The organism is Paenibacillus sp. S-12 (assembly GCF_030363895.1).
GTDB lineage: Bacteria > Bacillota > Bacilli > Paenibacillales > Paenibacillaceae > Paenibacillus_B > Paenibacillus_B alvei.
Genome location: NZ_JASIUF010000024.1, coordinates 24511 through 43752, shown reverse-complemented (window position 1 = coordinate 43752; position 19242 = coordinate 24511). Strand labels below are relative to the sequence as shown.

The window sequence follows — 19242 nt, the reverse complement described above, 5'->3', positions numbered from 1 at the left end:
GCGTGAAAACCTATGTTCGATCAGGCTGGAATTGGTGCAAAGATCATATTTACATTTGGATTATTCTATTTTTGTACCAACTGTTATGGGGGTTCTTCCTCTACCGTTTCGTCGATGGAATCGTGACGCCTATCCTGCGCCGCTACCCAGATCCTGCACCTACTGAAATGAGCAAGCAGCTCTTTCTAACAGAAAGCCAATTCCATCTAATGAAGACAAATGACTATATGCCATACTTTTGGGCCCTTATCGGCTTCATCGCCATCCATTTGCTGCTTACGCCCTTTATTCATGCGGGCGTATTCCATGCTATGTCACGTCCCAAGCAGCAGGGGCTGGCCTTCTTTCAAGGTATCAAGCTTGTATGGAAGCCCATGCTTGTCCTATATTTGTTAGAAGTTCTCCTCATCACGATCCCTGCCATATGGTTCGTTCCCTATACTGCGAATGCACTGTCAACATCGAATTCTCTTACTTCCTTGCTTATGGCCATAGCCCCCTTTGCAATCGCTTGGCTTATTGGCGGCTGGCTCGTTCACCAACTTTTCCTGTTCCTGAACTTTGGTGCCGCATCAGATACACCATTAATTCGCTCTGTGACGGCTGGTACGCGGCGCCTGCTGCCCATCCTCGGGCTATCTCTAATATTTATCGGAACTACAATTGGAATAGGCATTATGTCTACATCCGCTGCCGCAATGTTCACAGGCATTACCGCACTCATTATTCAACAGGCGCTGCCTGCAATTATGACTATGCTGAAAATGTGGGGATTATCTGCTCGTCATGCGGTATGGCAGGAAGCTGAACAGCAAATGAAATAAACAAAATAAATGAAGCAATAGATCAAGAAGTAATGAATAGATAGGAATGAAAATAAGGACATCATGAAGTGATAACATTACAAAAGTTACAAGGCGTTACGATGAAATGATGCACAGCAGCATAAGAAAAATAAAAAACTTGTCTATCAGCGAAAAATAACGCTGATTTGACAAGTTTTTTTCGTGTCAAGGACAAAAAATATTTGTCAAAGGAAAAATCGTCTGTTACAATAAATCTAGATTTATTACAACTTTGTCATGAAAGCGGCACTAACTCTTGCAAAATTGTTACTATCGCACGCAGCAATACATATCCCAAAACCAGATTGCCGAATTTCCGGATAGTCCGGAAAGCGGGGGAACCAGTTTTTACGGGTGAATTGATCTTGAAACACAGGGATCATAGGGGTCCTTCAACCGAACCCTCCAGCTAACCTCGCAGGCACGGAAGGAGCTTTCCCTTTGAAGAAGAAGCTAGTTACAGCGGTACTCGGGCTGAGCGTTTTGTTTACATCGCTCGGAGCGGGAAGCACATTCGCAGCATCCAAAATGGACAACACGATTGACGGTTTGCTAGGCATTTCGTACAAGTATGGTGGAACATCAACGAGTGGCTTTGATTGCTCTGGATTTACCAAGTACGTGTTCAAAAAGTTCGAAATTGATCTCCCTCGCACATCTTCGTCGCAATTCGACTCTGGCGACAAAGTAAGCAAAGACGAGCTTCGTCCAGGAGACCTAGTTTTCTTTGACACAAGCGGCGGCAACGGTGTATCTCATGTCGGTATTTACGTAGGCGATAACAAATTCGCACACGCTTCGACTAGCAAGGGTACGCGCATCGACAGCCTAAGCATGGACTACTACGAGAAGCGCTATGTAGGTGCTCGTCGAGTTTTGAGCGAGAATGACTTTTCGTCTATTGCTACAGACGATAAATAGCTTACTAGTTTCCTGCACTCTTAATATTATTGAACGACTGCATAACCCGATGAGAAGCGCTACGCGCCTTTTCGTCGGGTTGTTTCATTTAATCCCCTCGCATCCGTAACATTTCGGCTCCTTTATCCTATGCAGCTCTGCATGCCAATGATTCATGCTTCTATATATATTTACGAAATCATTACCTTTTGGTTTCTGCACAATTTCCTAGCCTATATAACACAGGGACATACGCTGCCGCGCATGTCCCAATATTTAAAATCTGGATATTCAGCATACTTGTATCGGCGCTGCACACTTATTTGGCTGACCCGTTTAATTCTTGGAATTTCGCCTTTATCTCTTCTGGTGTGAGCCCATCTGCGTCTGCTGCTGCCTTATGCTTTTCTTCCTCATGCTGAAGCTGCGTTTGACGATCCTCGACAGGCTTCCCGTTATCGTGATGTTTCTCGTGGAACAGTCGTCCTTTTATGCCCAATTTCTCACGCAGTTCCTGACGAATTTGCTTGCTGCTTTTCCCTTCTGTCGAAATGCCATGCTTCTTGGCGAGCAATTGAACCTTTTTCTCATGAAGCTGTTTCATTTCTGTACGGAGCTCTTTCATCTGAGCTTGTATCTGCTCTAACTGCTTGTCTGTCTCCGAATCCTGCTGCTTCGCATTGGACTGTCCTACCTTCGTTGCGGCTACACTTACGGCAGTCTGGCCTTTGGCCTTATCTGACACAGCATTTTCCCCATTGCTGCTTTGCGCTGCTGCAGGCGATGCCATCAACAGAAGCATCAGACATGTCCATGCTGCTACGGTTGAATTGCGTTTCATTGGTTCCACCTCCTTATGTAAGGGATGGCTATAGTATGTTCGTTAATCCTGAAATGAAACTGAAAATGAGCTAAATATTCGTTTATGGTGGGTCACACCTGAATAAGACAAGACTTGCAGGAAACGTCTCACGTCCACGCCGCCCTGTATCTTGTACATCCAGTTGTTTATTTAGTCCAGCCAGCCTTTTTCCCGCGCAATTCGAATGGCCTCAATTCGCGTGCCCGCTCCGACTTTACTGAGCGCATCTGACATATAATTGCGTACCGTTCCGTAGGACAAGAACAACTTTGCACTAATATCCTGCATGGACTGCCCTTCTTCTGCAAGTTTCAGCACTTCCTTCTCCCTTGGAGACAAAGGGCAAGGATCCTCCCAAGCCGCTAGTGTCAATTCGGGACTCATCACCCGCTTGCCCGCGTATACTTTGCGAATGGCATCCGACAATTCATCACTTGGGCTGTCCTTAAGTAAATACCCCCCTACACTGGATGCCATTGCACGCTGGAGATAGCCCGAGCGAGCAAATGTTGTCAGCATAATGATTCGGCATGCCCATCCTTTTTTCTTGACCGCATCCGCAACATCCAGCCCCGTCATGAGCGGCATTTCAATATCCAATACAGCAATATCGGGATGCAGCTCCTCTATTAATTCCAGCGCAACTTTTCCATTCTCCGCTTGACCAACCACTTCGATATCACCTTCAAGGGACAATAAGGTGGCTAATGCACTGCGCAGCATCTGCTGATCTTCTCCAAGTATTACTCGGATCATTGCCCTTCTCTCTCCTTCCCATCACGAATAACGCGAGGTATAACTAACGATAATGCCGTCCCTTTGTGAGGGGCGGAATCTACCACAAGTGTTCCATCTACAAGCTGCAGACGCTGCCTGAGACCTGCCATGCCCGTCCCACTTGATTGCTTAAGCTGATGCTCATTAATACCTACACCGTTATCTGCAATATTCAATCGTACTAAGGACTCCTCAACTTCAAGCAATACAGTACAGCACTTGGCTTGGCTGTGCCTCACAACATTCGTTAACGTTTCCCGAAAGCACATGGCTAGAATCGTTTCCTGCAGAGCCGACAGCGGCAATCGGGATACCATAGTTGAGACTGTAGCAGGTTGGGCGATACCCTCTCCACGTTCCTGAAAGCTCAGTTCTATTCCTGCAGCTGCGCAAAGTTGTCTGCCATGTTCGTATTCCTCTGCAAGCTTAACGATCTTCATCTCAGTTACGAGCTGACGCATCTGCTTCAACGCCGCACGCGAGGTTTCCCGAATTTCCCTCGCTTCTGCAATTGCCCGCTCCGGATTACGTGTAATCAGCTTTTCTGTCACTTCACTCTTCAGCGTAATTAAAGACAACGTATGTCCAAGTGTATCATGCAATTCCCGCGCAATGCGCTGTCTCTCTTCCTGCTGTGCCATTCGCTCAAGCTGTGACGTAGCAGCCTGCAATCGTTCCGCCATCTGCTTGTACTGCCCTGCTGCCTGCATGATGAACGGCATGAATAGGATACCGAACAAAGGCGGCAACAACAGCGTATGCAGGGAAGACCATACGGTTATGGTATCCAAGCGTTGAAATAACCCTATTATAATGCCTACTGTCATGACAGCAGCTATACCCAAAATAACTGTTGTTTTTTGCTTGCTTATCATCTGCGCGATCATGAACACCATATAAGCATACATAGGGTGATAGAATAGGATAAACATGAGAATAATCACAACCTGAACAGTCAACCATAGCAATACCTGCTTCTCATAATGGTACTGCAGCCAAAATGCGATCACGAGAAACAGAAGCAGCGTGAACCCCAGCCAAAACTTGGCAGAGGTTTCACGCAGCAGGAAAAAAATAGGCACACATAAGTTGGCAAGGGAGATATAAGGCTCTACCCCCTCTTTTTCGGGAAATAATCTCTTCTTACCTACGTTCACTTACATCGCTTCCCGTCTGTTGAAGATATAACTCGATATTACCATGAAGATAATGCCGCAGCCCAGTAGAATAGCCCAATCCAGCAGTGCAGGACTACTGCCAGCAAGCATATTCCATGCACCATGTGCATAACGGTAGGATGGCAGCCATTCCCCAATTGCCTGCATCCAGCCCGGCAATGTCTTCAGCGGCATCCACAAGCCCCCCATGATGGCAAAACCCATGAGCAAAATATTAGCAACCGCAATGGATGCGTCAGCGCTCTTCATCGTTCCAAGAAGCGAGCCGATCGCGAGGAATGGAATGCTTCCAAGCCACAGCCACAATCCGCATGTCATCCATTGTACAGCAGTAAGCTCAATATGATAGGCAAAGTAGGCAGCAGGGAAAATAATCAGAATGACCAGCATATGCACCAGCATATGCGATACGATCTTAGCTCCGATCCATACCGATGGAGAGAGCGGTGTTAGGCGAAGCAAACGCGTCCATCCGTCACGACGCTCGTATGCTAAGCGAATGCCGAACTGGCTCATTGCCGTGCCGATCAGGCTGAATGCAGTCATCGACATTAACGAAAAGGCCCCATATGTCGTTGATTCAATAGACTTCGATGCACCATTTAAACTAGCAAACAAGAAATAAAAAGCGATTGGCATGCCAAGCGAGAATAGTAAGAAGAATGGACTGCGCATAATTCGCAGACTCTCTGCTTTGATTTGAGCTTGCAACATTAATAATTCCTCCTGATAAATGATTCGATTTTTCGATATGTGAGGGGAAACTCTCTTCCCTAATCCGTTTATTTGTAGACCGTAGGCAGTTATATAATTTCACGTGCAGCTTCATGCGATTTTGTAATTGTACGGAAGGCATCTTCAAGCTTAGCCGATTGGATATCAATATCACGTACGCCCCAGCCGGATTGCATCAACGCGGATAATACCTCATCTGTATTCCGAACGTGGATACGAATCTTACCCGATGCACGTTCTACCTTCACGACACCCGGAAGCTGCATGAGCGCCTCGTCCTGCTGTTCGACTTGTAAGCTGAAGGACACTGTCCGCAGTGTCGTTTGCGCCTTGAGCTGTTGTGAGGTTCCGCTGGCCGCTACCGCCCCTCCTGCAATGATGGCGATATGGTCAGATACTGCATCAGCTTCTTCCAAGTCATGTGTCGTAAGCACAACGGTACGTCCGTCGTTCGACAGAGCGCGAACCGTATCCCAGAAGCGATCGCGTGCTTCTACGTCCATGCCGACCGTCGGTTCGTCGAGCAGGACAAGCTCGGGATTGCCGGCCAGGCTTTGTGCGAAGGCCAATCTTCGACGCTGTCCGCCGGATAGCGAGGATGCGCGCCGCTTGGCTTCTGCATGCAGACCCGATAGGTCGAGCAGTCTGGATAGCGGAAGCGGGTTGCGATAGTAACTCCGGAACAAATTTAATACCTCCGCAACATTCAAGCCGTCCGCCGCCTTTACATCCTGCATGAGGGCACCTACCCGCTGCCGAAGTTCTTTCGTCCCCGCAGGTTGGCCAAGCACCTTGATCTCCCCTGATGTCGGCTTTTGCAATCCAAGGATCATGGAAATCGTCGTTGTCTTGCCCGCACCGTTCGGGCCAAGCAGTGCACTAATCTGTCCACGCTCAAAGCGGAGATCGATATTGTTTACAGCGCGAAAGCCGCCAAATTGCTTTACAAGGTTGGTACATTCGATTGCGTATGTCATCTATGATCATCCTTTACTTTTCTTTTTTGCTGTATTGTAAGCGCTGATTGTTCACCTGCCGTATTGCTTATGTAAGTATTGTACGGCAGTCGTAGTTGAACCAATTAGTGTACGATGTCATCAACTGCATATGACAAATGTCAGAAATTAAGTGGCAGTATTCGGAATGCTGACCGCTTCTTTATATAAAGGGCACTTTTTAAAATCAACGACTTTCCCAAGCCTTAATTTTGGCAGCCCCGTCACAAAACAGCATGTCTGTCCGTTGTATAAGCAGAAAAGGAGAGATAGCATGAAAAAGAAGTGGAAGCGTGGAATTGCACTGATCATTGTCATGTCTTTACTAAGCGGTTGTTACGGAGAACAAAAACAAAATGAGATATTGGAAAGTGGAAAAATCAAAGTCATGTACTATGATGAACCGTCGTTCTATAACGATTACGGGAATCTCTTCAAGATGAAGTATCCAAAAATCGAATTTGATGTCATCAACATGAATAACGTGCACGTAAATCGCGAGCAAAACGGCGCTTGGGACTACCATGTAGAATTAAAGAAATTAATTGAGGCACATAAGCCTGATGTGCTGCTGCTAAACGAGAATTTGTTCGAAGATTATGCGCGTCAGGGGCTGCTGTACGACATCGAAACTATGATTGCAAAGGACAAGTTCGATATCGACGCAATTTCTCCCGGACTTATCGAGATGATTAGGGGGAAAGGAGACGGCAAGCTATACGGATTAGCCCCGTATTTTTACGCAGATGTCCTGTATTTTAACCGAGATTTGTTCAAGCAGCATCAGATTGATGTGCCGACGAACAAGATGACCTGGAAGCAATTGTTTGAGTTATCGAGAAGATTCACCAATACGAGCACTGGCGAAAAGACAGTAGTTGGATTATATCAGGACTACGGTGTGGAGCACATGTTACAGCAGGTCGTGTCTTCCTCCGAGTTACGATTACTCGATGCAAAGACAGACAAGCTGCTTATCAACTCGGACGGTTGGAGAGAAGCAATAAAACTTGTAACAGACGCCATACGCGATAAATATATCTATCTGCAGGCTTCAAATCGAACTAGCGAAGAGATGATCGAAGGCTTTTTTAGAGGTCAAGCTGCGATGACACTCAATGGACCTTGGCTTGCGAAAGAATTGAAAGCACGCGCTCTCTTCGACAAAGCATCGAAATCGTTCGAATGGGATATCGTTACTATGCCTGTTGCTTCTTCCTCCCCAGATGAATCGGCAAATGTGCATGTCCCGGAAATTTTTGCGATAGCCGGAGACTCGTCAAATAAGCAGGCGGCATGGGAGTTCGTCAAGTTCGTAAATAGCGCGGACATGGCTATGTCCGCATCGCGGACGGTAAACGGAAAATTGCCGGCACGCCCTGGCTTGCTCCAAGATATTGAAGGCAAAAGCCCGGAACCTTTTTATTTGCTTACGCCCAAAAAAGCACCTTCTTTCGAGGAATCTCTAGGCAGTACAGCTGCGTATAAAGAGTTCAATCAATTATTCCAACCTGTCTTGTCAGAGGAATTGCAAGCGATTATCGATGATAGGCAGACCGTTGAGGAAGCGATGGCCGTGTTGGAAGTGAAGGGACAAGAAGCACTGCAAAAAACAAAAAACAAAATATCTGAAAAATAATGCACTGAAACAGTGCTCTTATTACCCAAAAGTGAAGCTATACAATAACAAGGCATTGTTAATCCGGGCTGTATGAAAGGAGGATCCATACGGCTATGCCATCCAGCTTAGATTATCAAACTGTTGAGACTTTAGAACATGCCATTGCTCAAGTCAAGCGCGGAGATAAAGAAGCATACACCCATATCATCCATCGATTTCAGAAACAAATTTATCTATACTGCTACTATTTGTTGGGCAGCAAGGAAGAAGCCGAGGACGCTGTTCAGGACATATTTATTAAAGGCTTTCAACGTATCCACCTTTTCGAGCCTCAGGTATCTTTTTCAGCCTGGATCTATAAGATTGCCTACAATCATTGCTTGGATATTTTGAACCGCAGAAGTAGACGCCGAAAAATACTCTCCCTGTTGAAACACGATCAAATCAATGATCAAGAGATTAAGTATGAAGATCTAGTTTATCAATTGCTGGACAAGCTTTCTACAGAAGAGCGGCATATTTTGTTATTAAGGGCCGTAGAAGAATATAGCTTCGATGAAATTAGCGAGATTATGGATTTAAAGCCATCGACGATTCGAAAGAAATATGAACGTTTGCGGAAAAAACTGCTTCGATATCAAGCCAGTCCATCCACAGAGGAAGGAGGACTTCATAAGCATGTCATCAAGCCATCGTAACGGTGTAGATAGTGAACAGTTAGAGGCATGGATTCGCCAAACGCCGACAAATCCCGATTTTACGGGCCAAATTATGAATCGATTGGATACCGAGCCACTATTTGTTGAAGCTTCACGTAAAACACGTCGCAGTCCAGCAGTCCGTTCCATTGTCACATCGATTGCTGCAGCAGTCGCTGCATTCGTCTTATTAATAGGGGTCTCCTTCCTGTCTCCCACGGTAGCCGAGTCCATGAGACATGTGCCGGGCGTGAGCAGTCTTTTTCGCCTTGCGGGAGATCTAGGTCTGCAGGCAGCTGACGAAAAAGGACTTGTCACCTCATCTGGGCAGAGTGTGACCCATCATGGTCTGACACTTTCGATTCCGGTAGCAACCTATGACGGAGTACGAGTGGCAGTTGGCATTGAACGATCGGGCTTATTAGGGTTGCAGGAGAGCAGTAGCCGCAAACCCTTAACGGAATCTTTAAGTAATATTCAACTCCTTATTAATGGAAAAAGGATTGACGAATATACATACAACCAGCACTCGGTTGGCATCATTACTTCCCCAGGGGAAAATGAAAATTCGGCGATCCTTATGTTCTCCGATATGCGAAATCAAGAAGGAAAATCCTTGCCCGACAAGTTCGATTTAACGGTAAAGCTTACCGTGTCAGGCATAAAAGAGCCTTATCAAATGACGATTCCCGTTTCCATGCAAACAAAGGATTCAGTCGTCATGAAGCCGTACATTTCGAAAGCTGGCAGTCCATTCACCATCACATACAATAAAGTGGAATTAACGCCGATTACGACGAGTCTCGCCGCAAGGCTAGAAATATCGAATGGCAATTCGATTACGGTTAATGATTTGCCGATTGGATTTGAAATCTACGATGATAAAGGGCGCACAGTCAATTTGCTAAACGGTTCAGGATTACATGAGGACAACGGGAAAACGATCTTGTTCAATTTACTTTACCAGCCATACGACCCTATTCCGACGTCCATTACGATCAAGCCTTATCTAAATCTCATCAATGAGCAGGATAAATCCCAATTCAATTTTGGAGCAGATGGAAAGCCACTCATCAAATATATCCCCGAGCTCGAAGTTACATTTCCCGTTACACCTTCGAAATAGAAAAGAAGAGAGCCCCACGGCTCTCTTCTTCCATCCCTATTCCACCCATTTATTCGGATTTTACGCTCTCATTCCAATAGTGGCTGTCTGGATAGATGCGCTTGCCGAAAATGGCAGAGCCCACACGCACCAGCGTTGATCCTTCCTCAATTGCCGTTTCGAAATCTCCAGACATCCCCATCGACATAACTTCCATGCTGACGTTTGGCAGTGCAAGTTCTTGCGCTTCACGACGAATATTCTGGAGCAACTTGAAGCATTTGCGTACTTTTTCTTGATCGTCGGTGAACAGCCCGATTGTCATTAGCCCCTTAATGCGGAGCGTGTCCAGCTTGGCTACCTCCTGAATTAAAGCAAGTGCATCCTCTGGGGCAGCGCCGAATTTGCTTTCCTCATACGATGTATTCACCTGGATAAGGACATCCATCGTACGGCCTTCCTTTTGCAGCCGCTCATGGAGTGCCGTAGCCAGCTTCATGCGGTCGACGGATTGAATGCATGTTGCAAATTTAAGTACATCCTTCACCTTGTTTGTTTGCAAATGGCCGATAAAGTGGAAGTCTAGCGACGGATTAGCCGAAGTAAGCGGCTCCCGCTTCTGCAGTCCTTCCTGAACTTTATTTTCCCCAATTAAGTTCTCCCCTGCGTCCAATGCCATCTGAATTCGTTCAACCGGAACTGTCTTCGTAACGAGCATCAGCTTTACTTCCTCAGGGTTGCGCCCACTGCGCTTACAAGCCTGCTCGATACGTTCGCGGATCACTCGTATGTTATGTTCAATATCGCTTAGTTGCATCGTTATCACCACATTATTTTAGGATTTATGTCCATTCTAGCACACATAATCGGGTAAGGCTGTCCCCTTCTGCACAATATAAGGCTGAATCCAGCGCCTCCGATTCCAGTTATTAGTTTCATCCTCTTATGTTGATTTTATTTTCATTATATATTAATATCGTAATATAACGATATAACGATTTATTTACTGCAACACCTTCTTGCAGATAATGAGCCATTCTATCTATTCACTTTCCTAGAAACGCTAAAGGAGACATGATATGAATAATGACTATGAACGTTTTAATGATACTGCCGAGCTGCTAAAGGCTCTGGCACATCCTGTTCGCCTCTGTATCGTGAAGGGGCTACTGGATAAAGGGAGCTGCAATGTATCCTTCATGCAGGACTGCCTTGGCTTGCCGCAATCCACGGTATCCCAACACCTGCAGAAGCTGCGCAGCATGGGGATTGTAACCGCACATCGCAACGGCCTAGAAGTGAACTATCAGGTAGAGAACGAGAAGGTAAAACAGCTCGTTAAAGCATTTTTCGGGGAGGAGACATCATGAGCAAAAAGGTACTGATCGTTGGAGGAGTAGCTGGAGGGGCTTCTGCCGCAGCACGTCTGCGCAGACTGGATGAGGATGCCCACATCGTCATGTTTGAAAGGGATGCTTATGTATCGTTCGCTAACTGCGGGCTTCCCTACTATATCGGAGATACCATTCAAGATCGCAACAAGCTGTTCGTGCAGACACCAGAAGCTATGTACCGCCGATTCAATATCGATGTGCGCGTGCACAGCGAAGTCATCGGCATTGATACGCAAGCGAAAAAGGTACGGGTACGCAGCAAAGAGAAAGGGGAATACGAGGAATCGTATGATTCCCTGATTCTGTCCCCCGGTGCGAAGCCGGTACGTCCACCGCTTCCAGGTATTGAGAGTAAACGAATTTATACGCTTCGTAATATTCCTGATACGGATCGCGTGAAGACGCGCGTGATGGAAGATGGCACCCGCTCTGCTGTCGTCATTGGCGGTGGATTCATCGGGGTGGAGATGGCCGAGAATTTGCGCGAAATTGGGCTGGATGTCACGTTAGTGGAGGCTGGACCAGCCATTCTTGCTCCATTTGACGCAGAAATGGCAGGAATTCTATCTAAGGAGATGGAGCAGCACGGTACATCTCTCATTGTAAATGACCGTGTGCAATCGTTCCGTGATACGAACGGCGGAATAGAAACACAGCTGGCCAGCGGCAAAGTGCTCGCAAGCGATATGGTCATTCTCGCAATCGGGGTAGCACCGGACACGGGCTTTATTCGAGATAGCGGCATTGAGCTGGGGCCACGTGGTCACATTATCGTAAATGATCACTTGCAAACCAATGTAGAAGATGTTTATGCCGTAGGAGACGCAGTTGAGGTTGTCGATTTCGTAAATGGGACAAAAACAGCGATCCCGCTTGCAGGGCCAGCCAACAAGCAAGGGCGCATCGCAGCAGACAATGTAAGCGGACTTGGCACTTCCTATAAAGGTTCGCAAGGCACATCCATCCTGAAGGTATTCGGATTAACCGGTGCTGCAACAGGGAATAACGAAAAAACATTGCAACGATTAGAGTTGCCATACAAGGTTACTTATGTACATCCGAATTCCCATGCCGGGTACTATCCGGGTGCCAAGCCAATGACAATCAAGCTTATTTTTAATGAGGAAGGCATCGTGCTCGGAAGCCAAATTGTCGGCTATGACGGCGTAGACAAACGGATGGACGTCATTGCTACGGTTATACGCTTAGGCGGTACCGTTACTGATCTTACGGAGCTCGAATTGTCCTATGCACCACCGTATTCTTCCGCTAAAGATCCCGTGAACATGGCCGGGTACACAGCTGAGAATATACGGACAGGCGCTGTAGACGTGTTTACGCCTGCCGATCTGGAACAGCGCAATCCACATACTACAATGCTTGTTGACGTACGTACGGATATGGAGCATCAGAATGGTCATATTCCTGACTCGCTGTCTATTCCCGTGGATGAGCTGAGAAGCCGTCTGCACGAGCTCGATCGGGAGAAAGAAATCTGGGTCTACTGCCAAGTTGGTCTGCGCGGTTATACAGCGTCACGTATCCTAAGTCAGCATGGCTTCAAAGTGAAGAACTTAACGGGTGGATATAAGACATATCAGCATACACAATATACCCCCGGTCAGATTACGCCGCCTGCCAGGCCTGACCAAGACACGGCGGTGAGTCCAGTAAAAGAAAGCAATGAACAGAAAGATGCACAGTACTCCTTCGATCGCACCCTGGACGCATGTGGTTTATGCTGCCCAGGTCCACTCATGCAAGTGAAGCAGCAGATGGATGTGATGCAGGAAGGTCAAGTGTTGAAAGTAAATGCATCCGATCCCGGCTTCTATGAGGATATCCAAGCTTGGGCAGGTATGAGCAAGCAGGAGCTGCTGCATGTTCAGAAACACACGGATGGGACGATTGAAGCCCATATTCGCAAGCTGCCGCCTACATCCTCTGCAAAGGAGCCGCAACTGGCAGACACACGCAGTGTGTCCTCAGATCGCAGTACCATGATCGTGTTCAGCGGCGATCTCGATAAGGCCATCGCCTCCTTCATTATTGCGAACGGGGCAGCCGCTTCAGGAAAGAAAGTGACATTGTTCTTCACGTTTTGGGGTCTGAATATTTTGCGCAAGCCGGACAAGATTCCCGTTAACAAAAGCTTTATCGGTAGAATGTTCGGTGCTATGATGCCGCGAGGGAGCCAGAAGCTGGGCTTGTCGAAGATGAACATGATGGGCATCGGACCGAAAATGATTCGCTCGGTGATGAACAATAACAATGTATCCTCGCTAGAAGAGTTGATTGAATCTGCAATCCAGCAGGGTGTCGAAATCGTTGCCTGTCAGATGTCGATGGATGTCATGGGCATCGCCCATGAGGAGCTAATCGATGGCGTTATCATCGGCGGTGTAGGCTACTATCTAGGCAAGGCTGATCAATCGGGCATTAATTTATTTATTTAATATATCATTCCTTTCTTGTTCTATAGAGCAATCAAAGGACAATTCGAACTACAAGGCTGCAGATCAATGATCTGCAGCCTATTTACTTATTTTACAGTCATCTCATTTCTCCATTTTTACCTGCCACCTTATACCTATCGCAGCTTACTCATCTTTAACTACCAACCTCTTGCCACAACAAATACCTTGAATATTTTTCCTGTTTGCACCATAATAAGCCGTGACATCTATGAATACCACCTTCGTGCAACCTTATCCTACAAGTTAAAGGAGTGATGATGTTTGATTACGAACAAACTAATCAAAGCGCATGTGAGAGGTATGGATTTCTAGTATCGATTCTATGAATCCTCTCATATGTGTATGGGAGGCCAACCAATATGGTATATTCACAGCAAATGGCTCATGGCAGAGAGCTTGCTAACGAGGAGTTCCGCCAAGCGGCGGAACTTATTCACTCATTCCCGCAGCATTTATCGGTGAAAGGCGTACTTTCAGGCGTTGTAGCTGGCCGTGTATTCCTTGCCCATGACGGTAAACTGGCGTTATTAACGAGTCCGCAGGGGATGATTTTTCTGGGAGGAAATCCTACAGCCTCGTGCGAGGGAGCTCATCCGTTTTTGTGGGAAATCAATCAATTGCTTGCTAAAGAACTGCTGCCAAGCCTTGCTTCTGACGGAGAGCTTGACTATGTATTGTTTTATCCTAGCGATGACGATGTATGGCAAGCAGCACTGGAGTTGGTTATGAAGGATATCCTGCCTATGCGAAGCGGCCGCATGACATTCACGTGTGATCCACGCAGCTTGGATCACATTATGGATGATCGCGTAATGCCGCTTACCCTCAGTCTACTCAAGCAGGAGAATCTGACAGGGGCCGAAGAGCTCATCGATGAAATCTTAGAGGTCTGGCCCTCACTGGAAGCTTTCGAGGGAAACGGCTTTGGATGCGTGGCTGTCCAGCACACGGGCGACGGGCCGGCCATAATAAGCTGGTGCCTGACCGATTGGGTCGTCGGGAACGAATGCGAGTTGGGTATCGAAACAGATGAAGGATACCGCAATCAAGGCTGGGCGCGCAAGACGGTATCCGGAGCGCTCTTGCTGGCCAAGCAGCGCGGCATTACCCGCGTCGGATGGCAATGCTGGTCGAGCAATATCGGGTCGCAGCGCACAGCTTTATCCGTCGGATTTAAGCAGCTTGCGGATTTCCCGGTTCTGTTCGGTTGGAACCTCCCGCTGAACAATCTCCTCGTTAACGGCAACCATTACATGCACGGCGATGAACGATATGGCGTAGGCAAGGATTATGCCCGTTCTGCATGGAGCTATTCGCAAGCGTTGGATCAAGGCTGGGACTGGGGCGGCGATGCGGCATTGTATTGGAATGCAGCCTGCATGTTCTATCTGACCGGTGAACAGGAACGAGCAGTCCATTTTTACAAACTAGCCATTGAAAAAGGATGGGCTGATATCCCTCAGCCTCATGATCACGTGTATGTATATAGAGAGGCAGACAGCGAAGTAATTGCCCGTACTCTTGCGGAAGCTTGCCGATAGGCTGCCCCTAGATATACGCAATTGCTTTCCAAACACAAAAAGCCATGGAGCTCTGCCTTTAACAGGCGGACACTCTATGGCTTCCCTATTTATAAGGAATCGTTCATACAAATTGATCAACTCACTTTTGCAGGGCATCGTATTCACTACGAACTAAGCCAAAAATGAGCTCATCGTAGTATTGCCCCTTCGTAAAGACCATATCTCTCAGTCTTCCTTCCTGCCGGAACCCTAGACGCTCATGCATTGAAATTGATGCTTCATTATATGCATATACATGCGCAGTCACCTTGTGATAACGCAGTTCTTCGAAATAGTAGCGCAGCAATACCTGAATCGCATCCGAAGCATAACCCTTGCGCCAATGCTCTCGGAATATCGACACGCCATATTTGAATGTGCCATTTCGCTTATCCACGCCATGCGCGTTCATTCCGCCCACCATTTCACCCGCAAGCGTTTCAATGGCAAACCGAAACTGATCGCCTTCCGGCGCTGCAGCCGCCCGCTGTTCCGTCCATAATCGAGCACCTTCTTCGGATCTGGGAAAATGAACCTCATCGCATAATCGAGCAATATCCGTATCATAATCATTGGCGTGGAAATTCTCCCAATCGCTGGCGACAATGGATCGCAATCTGACCCTTTTCCCTTCCCAAATATGATATACCATACTCGCTCCTCCTCATTAGATGGTGTCCACTCATTTCCTCATACGAGGGCGGAGATCTTGAGCATAAATCAACCCTATTACTGTTAGCGATTACATGGTTCTCATTCCCTTCCTAGTCATGGATTATATCATGAACCTTATATTTGGTAAATTAATGAAATGTAGTGTCTTTAATGCGTGCTGATTCAATCAGTCTTATCCCTTCTCCAATGAAAACTCCGGATTGTCTCCGATACTCTGTTCCAACTTCTCAAATGGTCGTCCCTTTAAGTAATGGTTAAAAAAATCGAGCGAATACTCGTTAATGAGACGATGTGCAGGACGCAGATTAACCCCTACTGTATTTTCGAGTAAAGGCGATATCAAATACATGTCACAGAAGGCTAAATGATCCATGTTTTTTATTTTCATCCAGTAGTTTCCTCCCTCTGCAACATGCTTATAACGTTCAAATATGTCACCAAAGTACTTGTTTAAAGCTTTTCTCGTTGTACCTTCAGCAGCGGCTATTTGGTTTGCACCGGCAAGCGTTCTATCCGCACTCATCATCAACAACGGCTTCTTCACCCCGCCTTCCGGAATCCGAAGCTGACCAAATAAGCCCCCGTCCAAATTAATTGCTGCCTTAATTCTAGCGTCAGACATCAGCATTTGAACACTGGTTGCTCCACCATAGGAATGACCGAACATACCGACATTTTTCATATCCATTCTTCCTGTAAAGCGATGGTCTGGATCACCATTCGCCAGCTTCTCCACTTGATTGAGCACAAATTTGGCGTCATCCACCCATACCTTATTCAATTCATCCAAGTGCTCAACTGACGGATCCTGGGGAATAAAATTCGCAACGCGGCCGTCATCGAACACCGATGCAATGCTATTATACGTGTGATCGATGCCCACAACGATATATCCATAACTGACCAATTGTTCAATCTGAAAAGTATTATGGCTTTTATGCCCACCCATGCCGTGAGAAAACAGAAGTACTGGATATGTCGCTTCTTTATCGGATATTTCCGCATTTTCGATCGCGTGCGTTTTAACGTATTTCATACTTGTGAATAACATTTGATGCATATCAAAGTTTTGACTGTACGCATTTTCGAAAACATCCGAAGCGGGTACATAGGGAGCCGTTTTCCCCTTTGCAGTCGAACTAGCCGGATACCAAATTTGTACCATCAGTTCGCGCTTATCGCCTGATTTGGGTTTAATCGTTTCCTCTCGCTGGTCATCCTTCCAATCATATGTCACTGTCCCAATCTTGTACGGGCCTGTAGGCTTCTCAAAGGTAAACACCGGGTACCAAAGGGGAAGAGACACTGCGAAATAAGAATATAGCACTGCCAGTGTTATCATAACAATTTGCCTAATTACGGACCTCTTTCCTACAACCCCCTTAGACTTGAGCAGATACCTTGCTGCAAGGATACAGATCGGAAGAAACGTTATCACGTAGACCGGAATCATCTGCCACCGCATTCCTTCGACGAACCCATGTATGAGCACCAATAACGCAGATATGTCGAAACCAATGAACAGCATCCGATTCGTTTTGTTCCTTGCAAATATCAGCCAGCCAAGCAATAGAATATTCATCACGACTGACAACAATTCAAGCGATCTCATAAGAATTGAACCTCCTCATTTATAATTTACAGCGGGTTAATTTTCACATTACAGTCCACTGTATAGGGACATTCAAAACTTACTAATTTATTCGTTATCCGCAACAATATGAACCATACTCAGCCACTTATCGAGACATTAATTTAAAATAATGGTAAATCTTATTCATTTTTCTACCATGCTTGCCTTTCGAACTTTCCATACTTCCAAATTCAAAAAACTTCACATCTTTAATGCCTACATACTGAAACAAAGCCCTTTTCATCAACACTTTATGTACATTGCGATACCAGAAAAACGGATACAGGGCCGGGCCTTTCATGGTGGATATACAGACAACAGATTTCCCTTTCAGCAGACCTTCCGGCAGCAATCCACCATGATCTCGGTATGCAAAATCGGAAGCAAATAATTGATCAAAGTATCCGAGCAGCATTGCGGGGGGACGCAGCCACCAAATCGGATACACGAATACCAATTTATCGGCTTTGCGAATTTGCTCCCGATACTTCTCTAGGCTTGGATCGAGATGCATATCTCTCCTCCGCTTTGTTTTGTGAAACACCAGTACCGGATCGAAGCTCTCCTCATATAAATCGAGAACTTGAATCTCCTCAATGTTCTCGTTCTCCTTGCATCCTTGTATGACCTGTTGTAAAAAGGCGTAGTTCAGACTGTTATGATTCGGATGTGTGTATACGATTAATACATTCATCTTCCCACCACCAATTTAGTTTAATTATCATTTGATAACAAAACAGTAACACTCGCCAATTTAGTTGTCAAATGATAATTGTGTATTGACAATTAATTTGCTATTGTGTTCAGGTAAGAGGTGAATGTTGTGGACAAGAAAGAACTTTTTCATCAGTTCGTGAGCTTTACAACCTCCGTGCACGAAGTGACGCATGAATTAACGAGGGACATTAAGCCAGACGATATTACGCCCGTTCAATATCGTATTTTAGAGTATATTGCGGTTAGCCAACCCCTTACCCTGAGCCAAATTAGTGACTGCATGCATATGTCTATGCCGAACACAAGTCGTGAGCTCAAGAAATTAACGGAGAAGCATCTATGTGAAAAATTCGAAGCTGCAGATGACAGACGCAAGCAGTTGATTCGGCTTTCGGAGACTGGACAAAAGATGATGGACGAGGCCTTTTGGCGGATTGGCGAGCGTTTTTTTAAGCGAATTGATGATTTTTCTGAAGAAGACATGAAAGACATACAACGGGCATTAGATATTCTTCAGTCTAAAGTGTTTTATAGAGAGCAGGAATAAGTGCAGCCCACTTCATGGATTGCAAAAAGACGAGAGAACACGCTAAACAAAGCGTAAACCCTCGTCTTTTCACATATCAATCACGTAGAACCTCGTCCTTATACATATTTACCTGTTCGATCATATGCCCAATATTGCCCTCTCCTGCATACAAGGCCATATCGAAGAAATTATGGGTTAATTCCGACCAATACAGCTCATTCTCATCGCCATGAATCATTACGTCATGCTTCAACTTGCCTACATAGACTTCCACATAACAATTTTGATAATGATACGTAAAGTCCATCAAATGATGCAGAGTGATATCCTTCTGAGAAATACTTGTTTCTTCTGCCAGCTCCCGATAAGCACTTTCCATTCCCGTTTCGCCAGCCTCTATTTTTCCACCTACTAGGTTGCTTAATCCTTTATACGGCTCTTTTGCTCGTTTGCACATTAGCAACTTGTCGAGTTCTTTATTGTAAACCATGATGACATTATAGCCCTGCATCTCTTCATCTCCTGACTCACAATTAACA

General features: G+C 46.1%; 19 protein-coding genes and 1 riboswitch. Of the genes, 9 read left to right on the top strand and 10 right to left on the bottom strand.

The features are described 5' to 3' along the window. Nucleotides 1-2 precede the first annotated feature (2 nt). Together NO352_RS22440 and NO352_RS22435 are read left to right on the top strand one after the other, a co-directional pair. Nucleotides 3-824 (top strand): carbamoyl transferase, encoded by an 822-nt coding sequence (locus tag NO352_RS22440; RefSeq protein ID WP_289356802.1) that lies wholly within the window; start codon nt 3-5, stop codon nt 822-824. 317 nt (nt 825-1141) lie between these two features. Beyond that, nucleotides 1142-1283: riboswitch (cyclic di-AMP (ydaO/yuaA leader) on the top strand. Nucleotides 1284-1286: 3 nt separating this feature from the next. Further along, nucleotides 1287-1766 (top strand): C40 family peptidase, encoded by a 480-nt coding sequence (locus NO352_RS22435; RefSeq protein WP_005545679.1) that lies wholly within the window; start codon nt 1287-1289, stop codon nt 1764-1766. 298 nt (nt 1767-2064) lie between these two features. Here NO352_RS22435 and NO352_RS22430 read toward each other — a convergent pair whose 3' ends face one another. The 5 genes from NO352_RS22430 to NO352_RS22410 form a co-directional block, all read right to left on the bottom strand. After that, nucleotides 2065-2586, bottom strand: a complete 522-nt coding sequence (locus NO352_RS22430) for a hypothetical protein (protein ID WP_005545678.1) — start codon at nt 2584-2586, stop codon at nt 2065-2067. Between the two features lie 171 nt (nt 2587-2757). Then, nucleotides 2758-3363: a response regulator transcription factor gene (locus tag NO352_RS22425; protein WP_005545676.1), complete on the bottom strand. Its 606-nt coding sequence runs from the start codon at nt 3361-3363 to the stop codon at nt 2758-2760. Further along, entirely contained in the window at nt 3360-4541 is a 1182-nt protein-coding gene (locus tag NO352_RS22420) for a sensor histidine kinase (RefSeq protein ID WP_005545674.1), read from the bottom strand. Before NO352_RS22420 ends, NO352_RS22425 begins: the two co-directional genes overlap by 4 nt. After that, nucleotides 4542-5276 (bottom strand): ABC transporter permease, encoded by a 735-nt coding sequence (locus NO352_RS22415; RefSeq protein WP_005545671.1) that lies wholly within the window; start codon nt 5274-5276, stop codon nt 4542-4544. Nucleotides 5277-5365: 89 nt separating this feature from the next. Then, nucleotides 5366-6274 (bottom strand): ABC transporter ATP-binding protein, encoded by a 909-nt coding sequence (locus NO352_RS22410; RefSeq protein ID WP_005545670.1) that lies wholly within the window; start codon nt 6272-6274, stop codon nt 5366-5368. A 292-nt stretch (nt 6275-6566) separates the two neighbouring features. Between NO352_RS22410 and NO352_RS22405 the strand changes: the two genes are divergently transcribed. The 3 genes from NO352_RS22405 to NO352_RS22395 all read left to right on the top strand — a co-directional run bounded on the left by NO352_RS22405 (nt 6567) and on the right by NO352_RS22395 (nt 9737). Continuing rightward, nucleotides 6567-7931, top strand: a complete 1365-nt coding sequence (locus tag NO352_RS22405) for an ABC transporter substrate-binding protein (protein ID WP_289356801.1) — start codon at nt 6567-6569, stop codon at nt 7929-7931. A gap of 95 nt (nt 7932-8026) precedes the next feature. Further along, complete coding sequence (locus tag NO352_RS22400; protein WP_268622655.1) at nt 8027-8611, top strand: RNA polymerase sigma factor; 585 nt, start codon at nt 8027-8029, stop codon at nt 8609-8611. Continuing rightward, the gene (locus tag NO352_RS22395) at nt 8592-9737 is read left to right on the top strand and encodes a DUF4179 domain-containing protein (protein WP_289356800.1); all 1146 of its coding nucleotides are present in this window, start codon (nt 8592-8594) and stop codon (nt 9735-9737) included. Before NO352_RS22400 ends, NO352_RS22395 begins: the two co-directional genes overlap by 20 nt. A 49-nt stretch (nt 9738-9786) precedes the next feature. Here NO352_RS22395 and NO352_RS22390 read toward each other — a convergent pair whose 3' ends face one another. Then, the gene (locus NO352_RS22390; RefSeq protein WP_268622658.1) at nt 9787-10533 is read right to left on the bottom strand and encodes a YggS family pyridoxal phosphate-dependent enzyme; all 747 of its coding nucleotides are present in this window, start codon (nt 10531-10533) and stop codon (nt 9787-9789) included. Between the two features lie 262 nt (nt 10534-10795). Between NO352_RS22390 and NO352_RS22385 the strand changes: the two genes are divergently transcribed. The 3 genes from NO352_RS22385 (at nt 10796) to NO352_RS22375 (ending at nt 15128) form a co-directional block, all read left to right on the top strand. Further along, nucleotides 10796-11086, top strand: a complete 291-nt coding sequence (locus tag NO352_RS22385; protein WP_005545657.1) for an ArsR/SmtB family transcription factor — start codon at nt 10796-10798, stop codon at nt 11084-11086. Next, nucleotides 11083-13566, top strand: coding sequence for a DsrE/DsrF/DrsH-like family protein (locus NO352_RS22380; protein WP_289356799.1), 2484 nt, complete (start codon nt 11083-11085; stop codon nt 13564-13566). The genes NO352_RS22385 and NO352_RS22380 overlap by 4 nt, the downstream gene beginning before the upstream one ends. 380 nt (nt 13567-13946) lie before the next feature. Then, nucleotides 13947-15128, top strand: coding sequence for a GNAT family N-acetyltransferase (locus tag NO352_RS22375; protein ID WP_289356798.1), 1182 nt, complete (start codon nt 13947-13949; stop codon nt 15126-15128). A gap of 121 nt (nt 15129-15249) precedes the next feature. On the opposite strand, the gene NO352_RS22370 is transcribed toward NO352_RS22375, so the two are convergent. The 3 genes from NO352_RS22370 to NO352_RS22360 all read right to left on the bottom strand — a co-directional run bounded on the left by NO352_RS22370 (nt 15250) and on the right by NO352_RS22360 (nt 18151). Then, nucleotides 15250-15801: a GNAT family N-acetyltransferase gene (locus tag NO352_RS22370; protein ID WP_289356797.1), complete on the bottom strand. Its 552-nt coding sequence runs from the start codon at nt 15799-15801 to the stop codon at nt 15250-15252. A gap of 195 nt (nt 15802-15996) precedes the next feature. Next, entirely contained in the window at nt 15997-17436 is a 1440-nt protein-coding gene (locus NO352_RS22365; RefSeq protein ID WP_289356796.1) for an alpha/beta hydrolase family protein, read from the bottom strand. Nucleotides 17437-17563: 127 nt separating this feature from the next. Further along, nucleotides 17564-18151, bottom strand: a complete 588-nt coding sequence (locus NO352_RS22360) for an NAD(P)H-dependent oxidoreductase (RefSeq protein WP_289356795.1) — start codon at nt 18149-18151, stop codon at nt 17564-17566. Nucleotides 18152-18280: 129 nt separating this feature from the next. On the opposite strand from NO352_RS22360, the gene NO352_RS22355 reads away from it, so the two are divergent. Next, nucleotides 18281-18721, top strand: a complete 441-nt coding sequence (locus tag NO352_RS22355; protein WP_005545645.1) for a MarR family winged helix-turn-helix transcriptional regulator — start codon at nt 18281-18283, stop codon at nt 18719-18721. A gap of 76 nt (nt 18722-18797) precedes the next feature. Here the strand turns inward: NO352_RS22355 and NO352_RS22350 are convergent, their stop codons facing one another. After that, nucleotides 18798-19214 carry an NUDIX hydrolase gene (locus NO352_RS22350; RefSeq protein ID WP_005545644.1) on the bottom strand — a complete coding sequence of 139 codons (417 nt, stop codon included), beginning with the start codon at nt 19212-19214 and terminating at the stop codon, nt 18798-18800. Between the last annotated feature and the right edge of the window lie 28 nt (nt 19215-19242).